Here is an 18,552-nt window from a genome sequence, read left to right as displayed (position 1 = left end):
AGTCGCGACAGCGCCGCCATCCGGCAACACCCCGTCAGCTTGCCTGCTTCTTCATCATACTGAAAATAAACAGCACTGCGGCGCACAGCACGACTGACGGACCCGCAGGGGTATCGTAGAAGGCCGAGAAGGTCAGCCCGCCTGTAACCGCTATCATCCCAATCCCTACCGCAACGCTCGCCATCTGCTCCGGCGTACGGGCAAAACGACGCGCCGTGGCCGCAGGGATAATCAGCAACGAGGTAATGATCAGCGCCCCGACGAACTTCATCGCCACGCCAATGGTTAAGGCGGTGACCAGCATCAACAGAAGCTTCACGCGCTGCAACTTCACGCCATCGACAAACGCCAGATCGGGGCTGATGGTCATCGACAGCAGATTGCGCCATTGCCAGAAGAGGATTGCCAGCACGACAACCACGCCAATGGCGATAGAGATCAAATCGTCCGGCGTCACGGCCAGCAGATCGCCAAACAGGTAGGCCATCAGATCCACGCGAATATTTGACATCAGGCTGACCACCACCAGACCCAGCGACAGCGCACTGTGCGCCATAATGCCAAGCAGTGTATCAATGGCGAGGTGAGGGCGTTTCTCCAGCCACACCAGACCCGCCGCCAGCATCAGCGTGACGGCAATGACCGCATAGAAAGGATTCACATCCAGCAACAAACCGAAGGCGACGCCAAGCAGCGACGCATGCGCCAGCGTATCGCCAAAATAGGACATCCGACGCCAGACGACGAACGAACCCAGCGGACCTGCCGCACAGGCCAGCATGATCCCGGCTAACCAGCCAGGCAGTAATAATTCAATCATGAGTGACCATTTCCCCGGCGCAACACAATACGACCCTGTAGATCGTGGCGATGATTATGATGATGACGATAAATCCCCAGCTGTTCCGCGCCGCGAGGGCCGAACATCGAGATAAATTCCGGGTGCATGGAAACGATTTCAGGGGTGCCTGAACAGCAAATATGATGGTTCAGACACAACACTTCGTCCGTTTTTGCCATCACCAGATGCAGGTCATGAGACACCATCAGCACGGCGCAATCCAGTTCGCGACGTAGCTGATCGATAAGGTCATACAGCGCGACCTGGCCGTTGACATCCACGCCCTGAGTGGGTTCATCAAGCACCAGAAGTTGCGGCTGGTTGAGGAGCGCGCGCGCTAAAAGTACGCGCTGCGTTTCTCCTCCGGAGAGCTTTTGCATCGGCGCGTCAATCAGATGCCCGGCCTGCACGCGCTTCAGAGCTGGCAGGATGTCATCTTTCTTCGTTCCGGGGCGCAGGCGCAGGAAACGACTGACGGTGAGCGGCAGGGTGGTATCAAGATACAATTTCTGCGGAACGTAGCCAATTCGCAGCTTGCCGTTACGCTTGATCACCCCTTCATTCGGGGCTACCAGCCCGAGGACGACCCGAACCAGCGTTGACTTCCCGGCACCATTTGGGCCGAGCAGCGTTAAAATTTTTCCGGGTCTCAGTTCGAGCGACACGTCAGAAAGGACGCGGCGCTGACCGAAAGAGACCGAGACATTTTCCAGTGAAACCAAAGTCGTCATGTCAATTTTAGTCTTGCAGAAGTTATAGAATGTTATAATATCACATTTCTCACATTCATTACGATGATTGGTCGCATTATGTTACATAAAAATACGCTTCTTTTCGCTGCATTATCCGCCGCTCTTTGGGGCAGTGCAACACAGGCGGCAAATGCCGCTGTTGTCGCCTCTCTTAAGCCATTAGGGTTCATTGCTTCTGCCATTGCTGATGGCGTCACGGATACACAAGTCTTACTTCCGGATGGGGCATCCGAACATGACTACTCACTGCGTCCATCTGACGTAAAACGCTTACAGGGCGCGGACTTAGTGGTCTGGATTGGACCTGAGATGGAAGCATTCATGGAAAAGTCCGTCAGTAATATTCCCGAGGCTAAACAGGTAACGATTGCGCAGCTCAAAGATGTGAAACCGTTGCTCATGAAAGGGGCAGATGATGATGATGACGACCATGACCACGATCATGGGCATGCCGAAAAAGGTGATGCGCATCACCATCATGGTGATTACAACATGCATCTTTGGCTCTCCCCAGAGATAGCGCGGGCCTCAGCGGTTGCAATCCATGAAAAATTAGTGGAACTTATGCCGCAAAGTCGAGCCAAACTTGACGCCAACCTGAAGGATTTTGAGGCACAATTAGCCGCAACCGATAAGCAGGTCGGTAACGAGCTCGCACCGCTCAAGGGTAAAGGCTATTTCGTTTTTCACGACGCCTATGGCTATTACGAAAAACACTACGGACTCACTCCGCTGGGTCATTTTACCGTCAACCCTGAGATACAGCCTGGTGCGCAGCGTTTACATGAAATAAGAACACAGTTGGTTGAGCAAAAAGCAACCTGCGTTTTTGCTGAGCCACAGTTCAGGCCAGCGGTCGTTGAAGCCGTTGCGAGAGGGACATCCGTTCGAATGGGAACGTTGGATCCCCTCGGGACAAATATCAAACTGGGTAAAACGAGCTATTCAGCGTTCTTGAACCAACTAGCGAACCAGTATGCGAGCTGCCTGAAAGGAGATTAATGAGGAAGTGAATACGTGCAACAGATAGCCCGCTCTGTCGCCCTGGCATTTAATAATCTGCCAAGACCCCATCGCGTCATGTTGGGGTCGCTTACTGTTCTGACACTGGCCGTTGCCGTCTGGCGGCCTTATGTTTATCACCCGGAATCCACCCCCATTGTTAAAACGATCGAACTGGAGAAGAGCGAAATTCGTTCACTGCTCCCGGAGGCCAGCGAGCCTATCGATCAGGCTGCACAGGAAGATGAAGCCATTCCTCAGGATGAGCTGGACGACAAAACCTCAGGGGAAGCGGGCGTTCATGAATATGTTGTTTCGACGGGTGATACCCTCAGCAGCATTCTGAATCAGTACGGCATTGATATGGGGGATATCACCCAGCTTGCTGCCTCCGATAAAGAACTGCGTAATCTGAAGATTGGTCAACAGCTCTCCTGGACGCTGACCGCCGACGGCGATTTACAGCGTCTGACGTGGGAAATGTCGCGTCGTGAAACCCGTACCTATGACCGTACTGCGGCGAACGGCTTTAAGATGAGCGCTGAAACGCAGCAGGGCGACTGGGTAAACAGCCTGATGAAAGGAACCGTCGGCAACAGTTTCGTGTCCAGTGCGAAAGATGCCGGGCTGACCAGCGCAGAAATCAGTGCGGTGATCAAAGCGATGCAGTGGCAGATGGACTTCCGCAAACTGAAAAAAGGCGATGAGTTCTCTGTGCTGATGTCCCGCGAAATGCTGGACGGCAAGCGCGAGCAGAGCCAGTTGCTGGGCGTGCGGCTGCGTTCAGAAGGTAAAGATTACTACGCTATCCGTGCCGAAGACGGTAAGTTCTATGACCGCAACGGTACCGGGCTGGCGAAAGGTTTCCTGCGTTTCCCGACGGCGAAACAGTTCCGCATTTCGTCTAACTTCAACCCGCGTCGGGCTAACCCGGTTACCGGACGTGTCGCGCCGCACAGAGGTGTGGATTTTGCGATGCCGCAGGGGACGCCGGTGCTGTCCGTGGGTGATGGTGAAGTCGTCGTGGCGAAGCGCAGTGGGGCGGCTGGGTATTATGTGGCGGTTCGTCATGGTCGTACCTATACCACGCGCTACATGCACCTGCGTAAGCTGCTGGTGAAACCAGGACAAAAGGTCAAACGTGGCGATCGTATCGCGCTCTCCGGTAACACCGGGCGTTCTACCGGCCCGCATCTGCACTATGAAGTGTGGATCAACCAGCAGGCGGTTAACCCGCTGACGGCGAAGCTGCCGCGTACCGAAGGTCTGACCGGTAAAGATCGTACCGATTACCTGGCGCAGGTGAAAGAGGTTCTGCCGCAGTTACGCTTCGATTAATCACTCCTGACGTTAAAGCCGGTACGCAGCGCGTGTGCCGGCTTTTTTATTTTGTGCGCGGCAGGGTGCGCCGCTACACTATCATCAGATTTACTTTTCGCGTCATCAGGCACTGGATAAGCATGGAAACAAAAAAGAATAACATTGAGTACATCCCTGAGTTTGAGAAGTCTTTTCGCCATCCACGCTACTGGGGCGCCTGGCTGGGCGTCGCGGCGATGGCGGGTATTGCCTTAACGCCTGCGTCTTTTCGCGATCCGCTACTGGCGAAACTGGGCCGTTTTGCCGGACGTCTGGGTAAAAGCTCGCGTCGTCGGGCGCTGATCAACCTGTCCTTATGTTTTCCTGAGCGTAGCGAAGCCGAACGCGAGGCTATCGTCGATGCCATGTTTTCTACTGCGCCGCAGGCCATGGTGATGATGGCGGAACTGGCGATTCGCGGCCCAGAGAAAATACAGTCGCGCGTTGACTGGGAAGGCCTTGAAATCATCGAGGAGATGCGTCGCAACAATGAGAAGGTGATCTTCCTGGTGCCGCACGGTTGGGGCGTGGATATTCCGGCGATGCTGATGGCATCACAGGGACAGAAGATGGCGGCAATGTTCCATAATCAGGGAAATCCGGTGTTTGATTACGTCTGGAACACGGTTCGTCGCCGCTTTGGCGGTCGTTTGCATGCGCGTAATGACGGTATTAAACCGTTTATCCAGTCCGTACGACAGGGTTACTGGGGATATTATCTGCCGGATCAGGATCATGGTCCTGAGCACAGCGAATTTGTTGATTTCTTTGCCACCTATAAAGCGACGCTACCCGCCATTGGTCGACTGATGAAAGTGTGCCGTGCACGCGTGATCCCGCTGTTCCCGCTGTACAACGGTGACACTCATCGGTTGACGATTCAGGTGCGCCCGCCGATGGACGATCTGTTAACCGCAGATGACAACACCATTGCCCGGCGAATGAACGAAGAGGTGGAAATTTTTGTTGGCCCGCATCCCGAGCAATATACCTGGATCCTGAAACTGCTGAAGACCCGAAAACCGGGTGAAATCCAGCCTTATAAGCGCAAAGATCTCTACCCCCTCAAATAAAAAAGGCCTCTCGGAAGAGAGGCCTTTTGCATCAGTAGACAATTACTCGACGGTCAGAATACGCGTAGTATTGGTCGAACCGATGGTGCTCATCACGTCACCCTGAGTCACGATAACCAGATCGCCTGATACCAGGTAGCCTTTGTCACGCAGCAGATTCACCGCTTCGCTTGCCGCGACAACGCCATCCGCCGCGCTGTCGAAATAGACCGGCGTAACGCCACGGTAAAGCGAGGTCAGGTTCAGCGTACGCTCATGTCGGGACATGGCGAAAATCGGCAGGCCAGAACTGATGCGAGAGGTCATCAGCGCAGTACGACCGGATTCGGTCATGGTAATGATCGCGGTAACCCCTTTCAGGTGGTTCGCTGCATACATGGCGGACATTGCAATCGCTTCTTCAACATTGTCGAATTGAATATCCAGACGGTGTTTAGAGACGTTAATGCTGGGGATTTTTTCTGCACCCAGGCAGACGCGAGCCATCGCCGCGACGGTCTCCGCCGGGTACTGGCCTGCGGCCGTCTCGGCTGACAGCATGACCGCATCGGTACCATCCAGCACGGCGTTTGCGACGTCCATCACTTCCGCACGGGTCGGCATTGGGTTGGTAATCATCGACTCCATCATCTGGGTCGCGGTAATCACGGCACGGTTCAACTGACGTGCACGACGAATCAAGGCTTTCTGGATGCCGACCAGTTCCGGATCGCCAATCTCAACGCCGAGATCGCCACGTGCGACCATCACCACGTCAGAGGCCAGAATGATGTCATCCATCGCATTCTGATCGCAGACCGCTTCAGCACGCTCAACTTTTGCCACAATTTTGGCATCGCAGCCTGCATCGCGCGCCAGGCGGCGAGCGTAGTTCAGATCTTCACCGCAGCGCGGGAAAGAGACCGCCAGGTAGTCAACGCCAATCAGGGCGGCGGTAACGATGTCGGCTTTGTCTTTTTCGGTCAGGGCTTCTGCGGAAAGACCGCCACCCAGTTTGTTAATGCCTTTGTTATTGGAAAGCGGGCCGCCCACGGTCACTTCCGTGAACACTTTCATGCCCTGAACTTCCAGCACTTTTAACTGCACGCGTCCATCGTCGAGCAGCAGAATATCGCCAGGTACCACGTCTGCCGGCAGACCTTTGTAGTCAATACCGACTTTTTCTTTGTCGCCTTCACCTTTACCCAGGTTGGCATCCAGGAGAAATTTGTCGCCGATGTTGAGGAATACTTTGCCTTCTTTAAAGGTAGAGACGCGAATTTTTGGCCCCTGGAGGTCACCCAGAATGGCCACGTGGCGTCCCAGTTTGGCAGCTATCTCACGAACTTTATCCGCGCGCATTTTATGATCTTCTGGCGAACCGTGAGAGAAATTCATTCGTACGACGTTAGCGCCAGCGGCGATAATCTTCTCAAGATTGTTATCGCGGTCAGTAGCCGGGCCTAATGTCGTAACGATTTTGGTTCTGCGAAGCCTTCTGGACATGTAATACTCCGTTGACTGAAACAACTAGGTGTTGCGTGAACAATAAACCGGTCGTTCTGAAAACCTTCTACACCCGCTATACTTCACGTTGCCTGTGCGTTGGCTTCCTCGCTCACTCCAGTCACTACCTTAAGTCAGCTTCTGGGGATTCGCTGCGTTGCCGCCTTCCTGCAACGCGAATTATTTAGGGTCTACAAAGCATAGCGAACAAAACCGGATGATGAATTTAAGTCGGACTTATTATTGCTGTTAGCGGTCATTACTCTTGATGAGCAGTTCTTTATCAAAACGCGATTCCTTGAGCGCTTCTTTGACACGCTTCAAGTTATCTCTGAATTTTGCCCCACGACGCAAAGTAAATCCCGTAGCCAGCACATCTATCACGGTCAACTGCGCAAGTCGAGAGACCATGGGCATATAAATGTCAGTATCTTCCGGCACATCGAGGGTAATTGCCAGCGTTGCTTCACGTGCCAGCGGCGTATCGGCGGAGGTTAACGCAATCACCATGGCATCGTTTTCACGCGCAAGCTGCGCCAGTTCGACCAGACTCTTGGTGCGACCGGTGTGTGAAATCAGCACCACCACGTCATCGTCGCTACAATTCATACAGCTCATCCGTTGCAAAACGACGTCGTCGGAGTAGATAACCGGGACGTTGAAACGGAAAAACTTGTTCATGGCATCATGCGCGACGGCGGCAGAAGACCCCAGCCCAAAGAAGGCGATTTTCTTTGCCTGCGTCAGCAGATCCACCGCGCGGTTGATCGCCGATTTGTCCAGCGACTGGCGAACGTGGTCAAGACTGGCCATCGCCGATTCGAAAATTTTGCCCGTATAGGACTCGACGCTGTCATCTTCATCCACATTACGATTAACATAAGGGGTACCATTTGCCAGACTTTGTGCCAGATGCAGTTTAAAATCAGGGAAGCCACGGGTTTCCATGCTGCGACAAAAGCGATTCACCGTCGGTTCGCTGACGTCGGCTTCTTGTGCAAGCGTGGCAATACTGCAATGGATGGCCCGTTCAGGCGAGGCAATGATGACATCGGCGACTTTGCGTTCAGATTTGCTCAAATGTTCCAGCTGAGACTGGATCTTTTCCAGCATATTCATGATGTAGACTCAAAGATATGACGATTTCAGCAATACAAGAAATCGAGAGGCAATTTTGGTAGATAGTACCCCTGCTAACCTGAGAAGGGGGCAAAATGGTCAGAATAGTTGTTGTTTTTTTTCATTACATGATCAGCATCGTGTTTTGACTCAACGTTATGCGTCGCAAATCGACGACGTTTTTGACCATTTTGCGCCGTTAAACGCCAACCGCACGGTGGGGTAAGCGTTTACGGTTTCCGGAATCACGTAAAAGCAGTACAGTGCACTGTAATAAAATTACAAGTAATGCCTGGCAAAGTACCAGGATAGCTAACTAAGGAGAATGACATGGCGGTAACGCAAACAGCCCAGGCATGTGACCTGGTCATTTTCGGCGCGAAAGGCGACCTTGCGCGTCGTAAATTGCTGCCTTCCCTGTATCAACTGGAAAAAGCCGGTCAGCTCAACCCGGATACCCGCATTATTGGGGTAGGCCGTGCCGACTGGGACAAAGATGCCTACACGAAGGTCGTGCGCGAAGCGCTCGAAACCTTCATGAAAGAGAAGATCGATGAAGGATTGTGGGACACCCTGAGCGCTCGCCTGGATTTCTGCAATCTGGACGTGAACGACACTGCGGCATTTACCCGTCTGGGAGAGATGCTTGATCAGAAAAATCGCACTACGATCAACTACTTCGCCATGCCACCAAGCACTTTTGGCGCAATCTGTAAGGGGCTCGGCGAAGCGAAACTGAATGCCAAACCGGCGCGCGTAGTGATGGAAAAACCGCTCGGAACTTCACTGGCGACCTCTCGCGAGATCAACGATCAGGTCGGTGAGTATTTTGAAGAGTGCCAGGTTTACCGTATTGACCACTATCTGGGGAAAGAGACAGTTCTGAACCTGCTGGCGCTGCGTTTTGCCAACTCCCTGTTTGTCAATAACTGGGATAACCGCACGATCGATCATGTGGAAATCACTGTGGCAGAAGAGGTGGGCATTGAAGGACGCTGGGGCTATTTCGACCAGGCCGGCCAGATGCGCGACATGATCCAGAACCACCTGCTGCAAATTCTGTGCATGATTGCGATGTCGCCGCCGTCGGATCTGACCGCTGACGCCATTCGTGATGAAAAAGTGAAGGTACTGAAGTCGCTACGTCGCATTGATCGTTCCAATGTACGCGAAAAGACCGTACGCGGTCAGTACACCACCGGCTTTGCGCAGGGCAAAAAAGTGCCGGGTTACCTGGAAGAAGAGGGCGCGAACAAGAGCAGTAACACCGAAACGTTTGTGGCTATCCGCGTGGACATTGATAACTGGCGCTGGGCGGGCGTACCGTTCTACCTGCGTACCGGTAAGCGTCTGCCGACGAAATGCTCTGAGGTTGTGGTTTATTTCAAAACCCCTGAGCTAAACCTGTTCAAAGAGTCCTGGCAGGATCTGCCGCAGAACAAACTGACCATTCGTCTGCAGCCGGATGAAGGCGTGGATATTCAGGTTCTGAACAAAGTCCCGGGTCTTGACCACAAGCATAACCTGCAAATTACCAAGCTGGATCTGAGCTACTCCGAAACCTTCAATCAGACGCACCTGGCGGATGCTTACGAGCGCCTGCTGCTGGAAACCATGCGCGGTATTCAGGCGCTGTTTGTGCGCCGTGATGAAGTGGAAGAGGCGTGGAAGTGGGTCGACTCCATCACCGAAGCGTGGGCGATGGATAACGATGCGCCGAAACCGTATCAGGCAGGGACATGGGGACCGGTCGCCTCCGTGGCGATGATTACCCGTGATGGTCGTTCCTGGAACGAATTTGAGTAAAAAAGCGTCTAACTCTTCCGTGTTATTTTACCGGTAACATGATCTAACACAGATTGTTGAACAATTTTTGCACTTTTAAGCCTCGTGTGGATTCACCCACGAGGTTTTTTTTATTACACTGCCTGAAACGATTTTGCCCCAGAGCTCCGGCTAACAAGCGTTTCCTGTGTTTTAAACCATAGTAAATGAACTTGCCAAACCTACCGCTCTGACAGATAAATTTCAGGAGCTTCTATGAATCCTAATTTGTTACGCGTAACACAACGTATTGTTGAACGTTCCCGTGAGACCCGTTCTGCCTACCTCTCTCGTATAGAACAGGCTAAATCCTCAACCGTTCACCGTTCACAACTGGCATGCGGGAATCTGGCGCACGGATTCGCGGCCTGCCAGCCAGACGATAAAGCCTCTCTCAAAAGCATGTTGCGTAACAATATTGCGATCATCACCTCCTACAATGACATGCTCTCCGCACATCAACCCTACGAACATTACCCGGACATCATTCGCAAAGCGCTGCATGACGCGAACGCGGTCGGGCAGGTAGCGGGCGGCGTTCCGGCAATGTGCGACGGCGTGACGCAGGGTCAGGATGGTATGGAGCTTTCGCTGCTGAGCCGCGAAGTGATCGCGATGTCCGCCGCGGTCGGGCTGTCCCACAACATGTTCGACGGCGCGCTGTTCCTCGGTGTTTGTGACAAAATTGTCCCGGGTCTGGCGATGGCGGCGCTGTCATTCGGTCATCTGCCGTCCATCTTCGTGCCATCAGGTCCGATGGCGAGTGGCCTGGCCAATAAAGAGAAAGTCCGTATTCGTCAACTCTATACCGAAGGTAAAGTTGACCGTATGGCGCTGCTGGAATCTGAAGCGGCCTCCTACCATGCGCCGGGTACCTGCACATTTTACGGTACCGCGAACACCAACCAGATGGTGGTGGAGTTCATGGGGATGCAACTGCCGGGATCTTCTTTTGTCCACCCGGATGCTCCGCTGCGTGAAGCGCTGACGGCGGCGGCGGCGCGCCAGGTGACGCGTCTGACCGGTAACGGCAACGAATGGATGCCAATCGGCAAAATGATTGATGAGAAAGTGGTGGTGAACGGGATTGTTGCGCTGCTGGCGACCGGCGGTTCAACAAACCACACCATGCACCTGGTGGCGATGGCACGTGCTGCAGGTATCCAGATTAACTGGGATGACTTCTCCGATCTTTCCGACGTCGTGCCGCTGATGGCGCGTCTCTATCCTAACGGTCCGGCGGATATTAACCACTTCCAGGCTGCGGGCGGCGTTCCGGTCCTGATGCGCGAACTGCTGAACGCGGGTCTGCTGCATGAAGACGTCAACACGGTAGCCGGCTTTGGTCTGAAGCGCTACACCCTGGAGCCGTGGCTGAACAATGGCGAACTTGACTGGCGTGAAGGCGCGGCCAAATCGCTGGACAGCAATGTGATTGCCTCTTTCGACCAGCCGTTCTCCCATCATGGTGGCACCAAAGTGCTGAGCGGTAACCTCGGTCGTGCGGTCATGAAAACGTCCGCTGTACCGGTTGAGAATCAGGTGATTGAAGCGCCGGCCATTGTTTTTGAAAGTCAGCATGATGTTTTACCGGCTTTTGAAGCGGGTCTGCTAGACCGTGACTGCGTGGTTGTTGTGCGTCATCAGGGACCAAAAGCGAACGGAATGCCAGAATTACATAAACTCATGCCGCCACTTGGTGTATTATTGGACCGTCGTTTCAAAATTGCGTTGGTTACCGACGGTCGACTTTCCGGTGCTTCCGGTAAAGTGCCTTCAGCCATCCATGTCACCCCGGAGGCTTATGATGGCGGTTTGCTGGCAAAAGTACGCGATGGCGACATTATTCGGGTGAACGGACAGACAGGTGAATTGACGCTGCTGGTTGATGAGGCGGAGCTTGCCGCTCGTCAGGCTCACATCCCGGATCTGAGCGCATCGCGCATTGGAACGGGGCGTGAAATGTTCAGCGCGCTGCGTGAGAAGTTGTCCGGCGCGGAACAGGGCGCAACCTGTATTCATTTTTAAGGCATATTTTGTAATCAGTCGAGAGAAGAACTCTGATGAAAAACTGGAAAACAAGTGCAGAAACAATCCTGACCACCGGCCCGGTAGTCCCGGTGATCGTTGTGAATAAACTGGAACACGCGGTGCCGATGGCAAAAGCGCTGGTTGCGGGCGGGGTGCGCGTACTGGAAGTGACCTTACGTACCGCCTGCGCGATGGATGCTATCCGTGCTATCGCCAAAGAAGTTCCGGAAGCCATTGTGGGAGCCGGTACGGTGCTGAATCCGCAGCAACTGGCAGACGTCACCGCTGCCGGTGCACAGTTCGCAATCAGCCCGGGTCTGACCGAGCCACTGCTGAAAGCGGCAACCGAAGGCACAATCTCGCTGATCCCGGGCATCAGCACCGTTTCTGAACTGATGCTGGGCATGGACTACGGTTTGAAAGAGTTCAAATTCTTCCCGGCAGAAGCTAACGGCGGTACGAAAGCGCTGCAGGCTATTGCGGGTCCATTCTCTCAGGTGCGTTTCTGCCCGACTGGCGGCATCTCCCCGGCCAACTACCGTGATTACCTGGCGCTGAAAAGCGTGCTGTGCATCGGCGGTTCCTGGCTGGTGCCGAACGACGCGCTGGAAGCCGGTGATTACGATCGCATCACCAAACTGGCGCGTGAAGCGGTTGAAGGCGCGAAGCTGTAAGCTACCAACGTGTAAACCGTGAGCCCGATAAGACGCGTTAGCGCCAGTATCGGGCTTTGCCGGATGGCGGCGCTAATGCCTTATCCGGCCTACAGATCTGTTCCTTAACCAGCCACTTTCACCTGTGCCGCCGCGTTCTTCGCACGTTCAATCGCCTCATCAACGTTGTCAGCCGTTGCCAGCGCCACACCCAGGCGACGCGTTCCATCAATTTCCGGCTTACCAAAGAAACGAACCTGCAAACCGGCACCGACGGCGTTCTGAACATTGCCAAACGTCACGTCCTGACTGGTCAGTCGCGGTAAAATTACCGCAGAGGCGGCCGGACCATACTGACGAATGGCACCCACGGGCAGGCCAAGGAAGGCGCGTACATGCAGGGCAAACTCCGACAGATCCTGAGAAATCAGCGTCACCATGCCGGTATCGTGCGGGCGAGGGGAGACTTCGCTGAAAATAACGTCATCACCGCAGACAAACAGCTCCACGCCAAACAGACCATGACCTCCCAGAGATAACACCACCTTACGGGCAATTTCCTGAGCGCGTTCCAGCGCCAGCGCGCTCATCTGCTGCGGCTGCCAGGATTCACGATAATCGCCGTCCTCCTGACGATGACCTATCGGGGCGCAAAAGTGGACGCCGTCGACGGCGCTTACGGTGAGCAGGGTAATTTCAAAATCAAACTTCACGACGCCTTCGACGATCACCCTACCTGCGCCCGCGCGACCTCCCTGTTGCGCGTAGTCCCACGCCTGCGTCAGCTGCGCTTCAGTACGAATGAAGCTTTGCCCCTTGCCGGAAGAACTCATCACCGGTTTGACAATGCAGGGATAACCGATTTCAGCCACGGCGGTGCGGAAGGTGGCTTCGCTGTCGGCGAAACGGAAGGTCGAGGTGGGCAGCGCCAGTTCTTCCGCCGCCAGACGGCGGATACCTTCACGGTTCATCGTCAGCTTTGTCGCGCGTGCACAGGGCACGACGTTCAACCCTTCCTGTTCCAGCGTCACCAGCATGTCCGTGGCGATGGCTTCGATCTCCGGTACGATATAGTGCGGTTTTTCCAGTTCAACGATGCGGCGAAGCGCGTCGCCATCCAGCATATTGATGACGTGTGAACGATGCGCGACGTGCATTGCCGGTGCGTCGGCATACCGGTCCACCGCGATGACTTCCACACCGAGGCGTTGGCACTCGATGGCCACTTCTTTACCCAGTTCGCCTGAACCCAATAACATCACTCGAGTTGCTGCCGGACGCAGCGCTGTGCCTAATAACGTCATGAATATATCCCCCAACAAATTTGGCCGCAGTATATACGAAAACGTTTGCGTCTGTCTTTATTGCCAGGTTGATTTCAGCGGTAAAATAGAATATACTGTACATAATTACAGTAATATTGAGAGGCTGCAACATGGCGGTTGAAGTTAAATACGTAGTCATTCGGGAAGGTGAGGAAAAAATGTCATTTACCAGCAAAAAGGAAGCCGATGCGTATGACAAGATGCTGGATACGGCGGATCTGCTCGACACCTGGCTTGAACAGTCGCCGTTAGCACTGGAAGACGAACAGCGTGAAGCGCTGTCGTTGTGGCTGGCAGAACAAAAAGAGGTGCTGAGCACCATCCTCAAAACCGGTAAGTTGCCTTCTCCGCAGGCGGTTGAGAATGACGCCTCTGCCGGAGACGATACTCAGGCGGCCTGAATCTGACTTGCGCTCCTGACGTTTTGTACCATGCTTTTTCCTGAATCAATGTGCTATTGGGTAAAGGAAAAGTATGAAAAGAAAAGGTGCGTTAATCAGCCTGCTGTTGTTAGGCGCCAGTCTGTCGGTGTCTGCTGCGGACACTGACAGTAAAACCGTGAAATTCCCCCCGTGTGAGGGTCTCGATGCGGCAGGCATTGCCGCAAGTGTGAAACGTGATTATCAGCAAAATCGCGTGGTGCGCTGGGCAGACGATCAAAAACGGGTGGGGCAGGCCGATCCGGTTGTCTGGGCTAATCCGAAAGAGATTACAGGGCAGGACGGGAAATGGACGGTGCCACTGACCGTGCGTGGAAAAAGCGCGGATATTCATTATCAGGTGAAGGTCGACTGCAAGGCCGGCACGGCGCAATACCGCCAGCAATAGCGCGAACATTTGCGCATCTTTAGCGCTGGCAGACATTTCCTGACATCCCCTCGGGTACGCTTTGAGAATTCATTGTCAGTACTTGAGGGATAAAATGGCTAACTGGCTTAATCAATTACACTCTCTTCTCGGGCAAAACGGATCGTCTTCGTCCTCTTCAGGGGAACAGGGATTAAGTAAGCTGCTGGTACCCGGTGCGCTGGGTGGCCTGGCAGGGTTACTGCTCGCCAACAAATCTTCCCGCAAACTGCTCAGCAAATACGGCACTAGTGCGCTGTTGGTCGGTGGCGGCGCGGTGGCGGGTAGCGTGTTGTGGAACAAGTACAAGGATAAAGTTCGCGCGGCTCATCAGGATGAACCGCAGTTTGGCGCGCAAAGCACACCGCTGGATGTCCGTACCGAACGCCTGATTCTGGCGCTGGTTTTCGCGGCGAAAAGCGACGGTCACATCGACGCCAAAGAACGGGCGGCAATCGAACAGCAGCTACGTGAAGCGGGCGTTGAAGAACAGGGGCGCGCATTCATCGAACAGGCGATTGAACAACCGCTGGATCCACAGCGTCTGTCGCAGGGGATCCGCAACGAGGAAGAGGCGCTGGAGATCTATTTCCTCAGTTGTGCAGCCATTGACATCGACCACTTTATGGAACGTAGCTACCTGAACGCGCTGGGCGATGCGTTGAAGATCCCACAGGATGTCCGTGACGGCATCGAGCAGGATCTGAAACAGCAAAAACAGGCGCTACCCGGTTAACCGAATACCGTCGGCGGCATGTTTCGCTTGCATCATTCGTCAGTTTTGCCACCCTTAGAGGGTGTATAAAGACGAAAGAACAATAACATGCTGCCGAAAGCCAATCGCATTCCCCACGCCATGACTCTCCATGGCGACACACGCATTGATAATTACTACTGGCTGCGGGACGACACCCGTTCGCAGCCGGATGTGCTGGATTACCTGAAACAGGAAAACTGCTACGGACATCAGGTCATGTCTACGCAGCAGGCGTTGCAGGAACGTGTGCTGAAAGAAATTATCGATCGCATTCCTCCCCGTGATACTTCTGCACCGTATGTGAAAAACGGTTATCGCTATCGCCATCTCTATGAACCCGGATGTGAGTACGCCATTTATCAACGTCAGTCGGCGCTAAGCGAGGAGTGGGATGACTGGGAAACGCTGATCGACGGCAACAAGCGGGCGGCGCACAGCGAGTTTTACACCCTGGGGGGACTGGCGATCACGCCGGATAACACCATCATGGCGCTGGCGGAAGATTACCTTTCTCGCCGTCAGTACGGGATCCGTTTTCGCAATCTGGAAAACGGTAACTGGTATCCGGAGATGCTGGATAACGTGGAACCCGAGCTTGTCTGGGCGAATGACTCGCTGACCTTCTACTATGTGCGTAAGCATGAGACGACACTGTTACCCTGGCAGGTCTGGCGACACACCATCGGTACACCGTCGACGCAGGACGAACTGATTTACGAAGAAAAAGACGACACCTTCTACGTTAGTCTGCACAAAACGACATCCCAACATTACATCGTCATTCATCTGGCTAGCGCAACGACCAGCGAGGTTTTGCTGCTGGATGCCGAACTGGCCGATGCCGAACCGTTCATCTTCCTGCCACGCCGCAAGGACCACGAATACAGCCTCGATCACTATCAACATAAGTTTTACCTGCGCTCGAATCGCGAGGGTAAAAATTTTGGCCTCTATCGCACCCGTGTGCGCGATGAGAAACGGTGGGAAACGCTGATCCCGGCGCGCGACGCTATCATGCTGGAAGGGTTTACCCTCTTTACCGACTGGCTGGTGGTGGAAGAGCGCCAGCGCGGCTTAACCAGCCTGCGGCAGATCAATCGTAAAACCGGCGAGGTCGTGGGGATCGCCTTTGACGATCCGGCCTATGTCACCTGGCTTGCTTATAACCCGGAACCGGAAACGTCGCGCCTGCGCTATGGCTACTCCTCGATGACCACGCCGGACACGCTGTTTGAACTGGATATGGATACCGGCGAACGACGGGTGATTAAACAGACGGTGGTGGCGGGATTTGACGCCGCGAACTATCGCAGCGAACACCTGTGGATCACCGCGCGTGATGGCGTCGAGGTGCCTGTCTCGCTGGTGTATCATCAGAAGCATTTTCGCAAGGGACAAAATCCTCTCCTGGTGTACGGCTACGGTTCCTACGGTGCCAGCATAGATGCCGATTTCAGCAGCAGTCGCTTAAGTTTGCTGGATCGCGGCTTTGTTTATGCCATCGTCCACGTGCGTGGCGGAGGCGAACTGGGGCAGCAGTGGTATGAAGATGGTAAATTCCTGAAAAAGCGTAATACCTTCAACGACTATCTTGATGCCTGCGATGCGCTGATAGCCCAGGGCTACGGCTCGCCCTCCCTGTGTTATGGCATGGGGGGGAGCGCGGGAGGAATGCTGATGGGTGTGGCAATCAACGAACGTCCCGAACGTTTTCATGGCGTGGTTGCCCAGGTACCGTTTGTGGATGTGGTGACCACGATGCTCGATGAGTCGATCCCCCTGACGACCGGCGAGTTTGAAGAGTGGGGGAATCCGAAAGATCCGCAGTATTACACCTACATGAAAAGCTACAGCCCGTACGATAACGTCAGGGCGCAGGCTTACCCGCATCTGCTGGTCACCACCGGGCTGCATGACTCGCAGGTTCAGTACTGGGAACCGGCGAAATGGGTGGCGAAACTACGCGAACTGAAAACGGATGACCATCTGCTGCTGTTGTGTACCGACATGGATTCCGGGCACGGCGGAAAATCAGGCCGTTATAAATCCTGGGAGGGGGTTGCGCTGGAATTTGCTTTCCTGATTGGCCTGGCGCAGGGGACGTTGCCCGGCAACCGTGCGGCTTAAGCGTTATCCAGATAGTGCTTGAGAGTTAAACGCAGTTCCGGGCTCATGCTGTCAAGGTTGTTAAACAGCCAGCGCAGGTAGCCCGGATCGCGCTCAGCGACATCCGAGACAGCTTTGCCACGATACTTACCAAAGGTAAAGGTGGTCAGCAACCCCGGTCGCCCGGTGATGTCGACCATCTGCTCTGTCGTCCAGCCGGAGGTATTCATAATATCGATGAGCAGCGCGGCGGTGATATAGCAGTCATAGAGTGCGCGGTGATGGTGAAGTCCCACAGGGGTTTGCACATTCAGTTTGCGTGACTTGTAGAGCGCCATATTGCTGTACTTAATACCCGGCCAGAGGCGGCGGGAAAGTTTCATGGTGCAAATCCACTCGCCCGGCATGTCTGGCAGCACGCGGCGGTCAAAGCTGGCGTTATGTGCCACATACCATTCACTGCCGTAATAGTGGGGAATGACCTCTTCAATCCACGGCTTATCCGCCACCATCGCTTCAGTAATGCGGTGAATCGCCATGGCCTGCGGCGAGATCGGTCGGTCAGGGCGCACCAGGTGGCTCATAGGATTCACTATCTTACCGTCAACCACGTCGACAGAGGCGATCTCTACAATCCCGCCCTGCAGGCCACAGGTTTCAGTATCGATGATGCGCAGCATGTAAAACTCCTGACCGAAAACGATTAGCGTAATGGAATGATATCACCTTGCCAACCCTGCGCTGTGCGCTGTCCTGTTAATAACAGTGAACCGCGGTCAGCACGGACAATTAATTGCCCGCTTTCATCCCACAATGCGCTACTTCCCCGCGCATTGGCCATCAGTACGGCAATCGAGAATTTATGCGAGAAGCGTTGTAATCGTGACGTTGAGGTGAGCAACTCGGATTCGCTGACGCTTTGACTGGTTGTAAACAGAGAACACGCCGGATCCATATCGACACCTTCCGGTTGTTCATCCACCACGCTGATGGTTTTCAGGTCTTCACACAGACACGCGCCATGGCTTTGATGAAACATGCGCGGTGAGGTTACCCACGGGGCGAAAACGGCAATCCCGGTGACGAAGCGGTTGTTATGCTCGACCGGAAGACCGGCAATGATCGTCATGCGGTGCGCGTGGGCGGCCTGAGAGAGCGGCTGTAGCAGACTGATATCCGGCGGTGCGGGCAGCGACTGCGATTCGTCCATGCAACCGAGTAATGAAAGTGAGGGAAACACTAACAGTTCACACTGTTGTCTGGCTGCCGCCTCGATGAAATTCAGATGATGAGCGATATGTTCGCGAATAGACGTTTTTAGCGGTTCATACTGTGCTGCGGCTATTTTCCAGCGTGACATAATGACTTCCTTTTCATAG

The 18,552-nt window shown here is 54.2% G+C and carries 17 protein-coding genes; 10 read left to right on the top strand and 7 right to left on the bottom strand.

Annotated elements, in window-relative coordinates; genetic code table 11:
• Positions 1-34: 34 nt before the first annotated feature.
• Positions 35-820 carry a zinc ABC transporter permease subunit ZnuB gene (gene znuB / locus ACERJC_RS08710; RefSeq protein WP_152404115.1) on the bottom strand — a complete coding sequence of 262 codons (786 nt, stop codon included), beginning with the start codon at positions 818-820 and terminating at the stop codon, positions 35-37.
• Positions 817-1,572 (bottom strand): zinc ABC transporter ATP-binding protein ZnuC, encoded by a 756-nt coding sequence (gene znuC / locus ACERJC_RS08705; protein ID WP_178824456.1) that lies wholly within the window; start codon positions 1,570-1,572, stop codon positions 817-819. The genes znuB and znuC overlap by 4 nt, the downstream gene beginning before the upstream one ends.
• Before the next feature lie 78 nt (positions 1,573-1,650).
• On the opposite strand from znuC, the gene znuA reads away from it, so the two are divergent.
• The 3 genes from znuA to lpxM all read left to right on the top strand — a co-directional run bounded on the left by znuA (position 1,651) and on the right by lpxM (position 5,027).
• Positions 1,651-2,595, top strand: a complete 945-nt coding sequence (znuA, locus tag ACERJC_RS08700; protein WP_152406308.1) for a zinc ABC transporter substrate-binding protein ZnuA — start codon at positions 1,651-1,653, stop codon at positions 2,593-2,595.
• Between the two features lie 15 nt (positions 2,596-2,610).
• The gene (mepM, locus tag ACERJC_RS08695; RefSeq protein ID WP_373671468.1) at positions 2,611-3,933 is read left to right on the top strand and encodes a murein DD-endopeptidase MepM; all 1,323 of its coding nucleotides are present in this window, start codon (positions 2,611-2,613) and stop codon (positions 3,931-3,933) included.
• Positions 3,934-4,055: 122 nt separating this feature from the next.
• Positions 4,056-5,027, top strand: a complete 972-nt coding sequence (lpxM, locus tag ACERJC_RS08690; protein ID WP_152404120.1) for a lauroyl-Kdo(2)-lipid IV(A) myristoyltransferase — start codon at positions 4,056-4,058, stop codon at positions 5,025-5,027.
• 42 nt (positions 5,028-5,069) lie between these two features.
• On the opposite strand, the gene pyk is transcribed toward lpxM, so the two are convergent.
• Complete coding sequence (gene pyk, locus ACERJC_RS08685) at positions 5,070-6,512, bottom strand: pyruvate kinase (RefSeq protein ID WP_152404122.1); 1,443 nt, start codon at positions 6,510-6,512, stop codon at positions 5,070-5,072.
• A 249-nt stretch (positions 6,513-6,761) separates the two neighbouring features.
• Positions 6,762-7,631: a MurR/RpiR family transcriptional regulator gene (locus ACERJC_RS08680; protein WP_286633483.1), complete on the bottom strand. Its 870-nt coding sequence runs from the start codon at positions 7,629-7,631 to the stop codon at positions 6,762-6,764.
• A 330-nt stretch (positions 7,632-7,961) separates the two neighbouring features.
• Here ACERJC_RS08680 and zwf point away from each other — a divergent pair, with 330 nt between their 5' ends.
• The 3 genes from zwf to kdgA all read left to right on the top strand — a co-directional run bounded on the left by zwf (position 7,962) and on the right by kdgA (position 12,160).
• Positions 7,962-9,437, top strand: coding sequence for a glucose-6-phosphate dehydrogenase (zwf, locus tag ACERJC_RS08675; RefSeq protein ID WP_152404126.1), 1,476 nt, complete (start codon positions 7,962-7,964; stop codon positions 9,435-9,437).
• 234 nt (positions 9,438-9,671) lie between these two features.
• Complete coding sequence (edd, locus tag ACERJC_RS08670; protein ID WP_373671467.1) at positions 9,672-11,483, top strand: phosphogluconate dehydratase; 1,812 nt, start codon at positions 9,672-9,674, stop codon at positions 11,481-11,483.
• 35 nt (positions 11,484-11,518) lie between these two features.
• Positions 11,519-12,160 (top strand): bifunctional 4-hydroxy-2-oxoglutarate aldolase/2-dehydro-3-deoxy-phosphogluconate aldolase, encoded by a 642-nt coding sequence (kdgA, locus tag ACERJC_RS08665; protein WP_373671466.1) that lies wholly within the window; start codon positions 11,519-11,521, stop codon positions 12,158-12,160.
• A gap of 104 nt (positions 12,161-12,264) precedes the next feature.
• Here kdgA and purT read toward each other — a convergent pair whose 3' ends face one another.
• Positions 12,265-13,443 carry a formate-dependent phosphoribosylglycinamide formyltransferase gene (gene purT / locus ACERJC_RS08660; protein WP_373671465.1) on the bottom strand — a complete coding sequence of 393 codons (1,179 nt, stop codon included), beginning with the start codon at positions 13,441-13,443 and terminating at the stop codon, positions 12,265-12,267.
• A 131-nt stretch (positions 13,444-13,574) separates the two neighbouring features.
• Here purT and yebG point away from each other — a divergent pair, with 131 nt between their 5' ends.
• The 4 genes from yebG to ptrB all read left to right on the top strand — a co-directional run bounded on the left by yebG (position 13,575) and on the right by ptrB (position 17,194).
• On the top strand, positions 13,575-13,865 hold the full coding sequence (gene yebG / locus ACERJC_RS08655) for a DNA damage-inducible protein YebG (protein WP_046481167.1): 291 nt from the start codon (positions 13,575-13,577) through the stop codon (positions 13,863-13,865).
• 73 nt (positions 13,866-13,938) lie between these two features.
• The gene (gene yebF, locus ACERJC_RS08650; RefSeq protein WP_286633480.1) at positions 13,939-14,292 is read left to right on the top strand and encodes a protein YebF; all 354 of its coding nucleotides are present in this window, start codon (positions 13,939-13,941) and stop codon (positions 14,290-14,292) included.
• Positions 14,293-14,386: 94 nt separating this feature from the next.
• Complete coding sequence (locus ACERJC_RS08645) at positions 14,387-15,046, top strand: tellurite resistance TerB family protein (protein WP_373671464.1); 660 nt, start codon at positions 14,387-14,389, stop codon at positions 15,044-15,046.
• Positions 15,047-15,133: 87 nt separating this feature from the next.
• Positions 15,134-17,194 carry an oligopeptidase B gene (ptrB, locus tag ACERJC_RS08640; RefSeq protein ID WP_373671463.1) on the top strand — a complete coding sequence of 687 codons (2,061 nt, stop codon included), beginning with the start codon at positions 15,134-15,136 and terminating at the stop codon, positions 17,192-17,194.
• Here ptrB and exoX read toward each other — a convergent pair.
• Positions 17,191-17,853 (bottom strand): exodeoxyribonuclease X, encoded by a 663-nt coding sequence (gene exoX / locus ACERJC_RS08635; protein WP_152404136.1) that lies wholly within the window; start codon positions 17,851-17,853, stop codon positions 17,191-17,193. The two genes, ptrB and exoX, sit on opposite strands and share 4 nt — an antisense overlap.
• A 23-nt stretch (positions 17,854-17,876) precedes the next feature.
• Complete coding sequence (locus ACERJC_RS08630; RefSeq protein ID WP_286633478.1) at positions 17,877-18,533, bottom strand: carbon-nitrogen hydrolase family protein; 657 nt, start codon at positions 18,531-18,533, stop codon at positions 17,877-17,879.
• Positions 18,534-18,552: the final 19 nt, after the last annotated feature.

The organism is Citrobacter telavivensis (assembly GCF_041807075.1).
GTDB classification, from domain to species: Bacteria; Pseudomonadota; Gammaproteobacteria; order Enterobacterales; family Enterobacteriaceae; genus Citrobacter_A; species Citrobacter_A telavivensis.
Note: the sequence above shows the minus strand (reverse complement) of the source record. Positions and strands in the feature narration are given on the sequence as shown.

Bases quoted from the DNA above. Each gene is read 5' to 3' on its own strand.
- znuB (WP_152404115.1), bottom strand. From the start codon at position 820: ATGATTGAATTATTACTGCCTGGCTGGTTAGCCGGGATCATGCTGGCC.
- znuC (WP_178824456.1), bottom strand. From the start codon at position 1,572: ATGACGACTTTGGTTTCACTGGAAAATGTCTCGGTCTCTTTCGGTCAG.
- znuA (WP_152406308.1), top strand. From the start codon at position 1,651: ATGTTACATAAAAATACGCTTCTTTTCGCTGCATTATCCGCCGCTCTT.
- lpxM (WP_152404120.1), top strand. From the start codon at position 4,056: ATGGAAACAAAAAAGAATAACATTGAGTACATCCCTGAGTTTGAGAAG.
- pyk (WP_152404122.1), bottom strand. From the start codon at position 6,512: ATGTCCAGAAGGCTTCGCAGAACCAAAATCGTTACGACATTAGGCCCG.
- ACERJC_RS08680 (WP_286633483.1), bottom strand. From the start codon at position 7,631: ATGAATATGCTGGAAAAGATCCAGTCTCAGCTGGAACATTTGAGCAAA.
- zwf (WP_152404126.1), top strand. From the start codon at position 7,962: ATGGCGGTAACGCAAACAGCCCAGGCATGTGACCTGGTCATTTTCGGC.
- edd (WP_373671467.1), top strand. From the start codon at position 9,672: ATGAATCCTAATTTGTTACGCGTAACACAACGTATTGTTGAACGTTCC.
- kdgA (WP_373671466.1), top strand. From the start codon at position 11,519: ATGAAAAACTGGAAAACAAGTGCAGAAACAATCCTGACCACCGGCCCG.
- purT (WP_373671465.1), bottom strand. From the start codon at position 13,443: ATGACGTTATTAGGCACAGCGCTGCGTCCGGCAGCAACTCGAGTGATG.
- yebG (WP_046481167.1), top strand. From the start codon at position 13,575: ATGGCGGTTGAAGTTAAATACGTAGTCATTCGGGAAGGTGAGGAAAAA.
- yebF (WP_286633480.1), top strand. From the start codon at position 13,939: ATGAAAAGAAAAGGTGCGTTAATCAGCCTGCTGTTGTTAGGCGCCAGT.
- ACERJC_RS08645 (WP_373671464.1), top strand. From the start codon at position 14,387: ATGGCTAACTGGCTTAATCAATTACACTCTCTTCTCGGGCAAAACGGA.
- ptrB (WP_373671463.1), top strand. From the start codon at position 15,134: ATGCTGCCGAAAGCCAATCGCATTCCCCACGCCATGACTCTCCATGGC.
- exoX (WP_152404136.1), bottom strand. From the start codon at position 17,853: ATGCTGCGCATCATCGATACTGAAACCTGTGGCCTGCAGGGCGGGATT.
- ACERJC_RS08630 (WP_286633478.1), bottom strand. From the start codon at position 18,533: ATGTCACGCTGGAAAATAGCCGCAGCACAGTATGAACCGCTAAAAACG.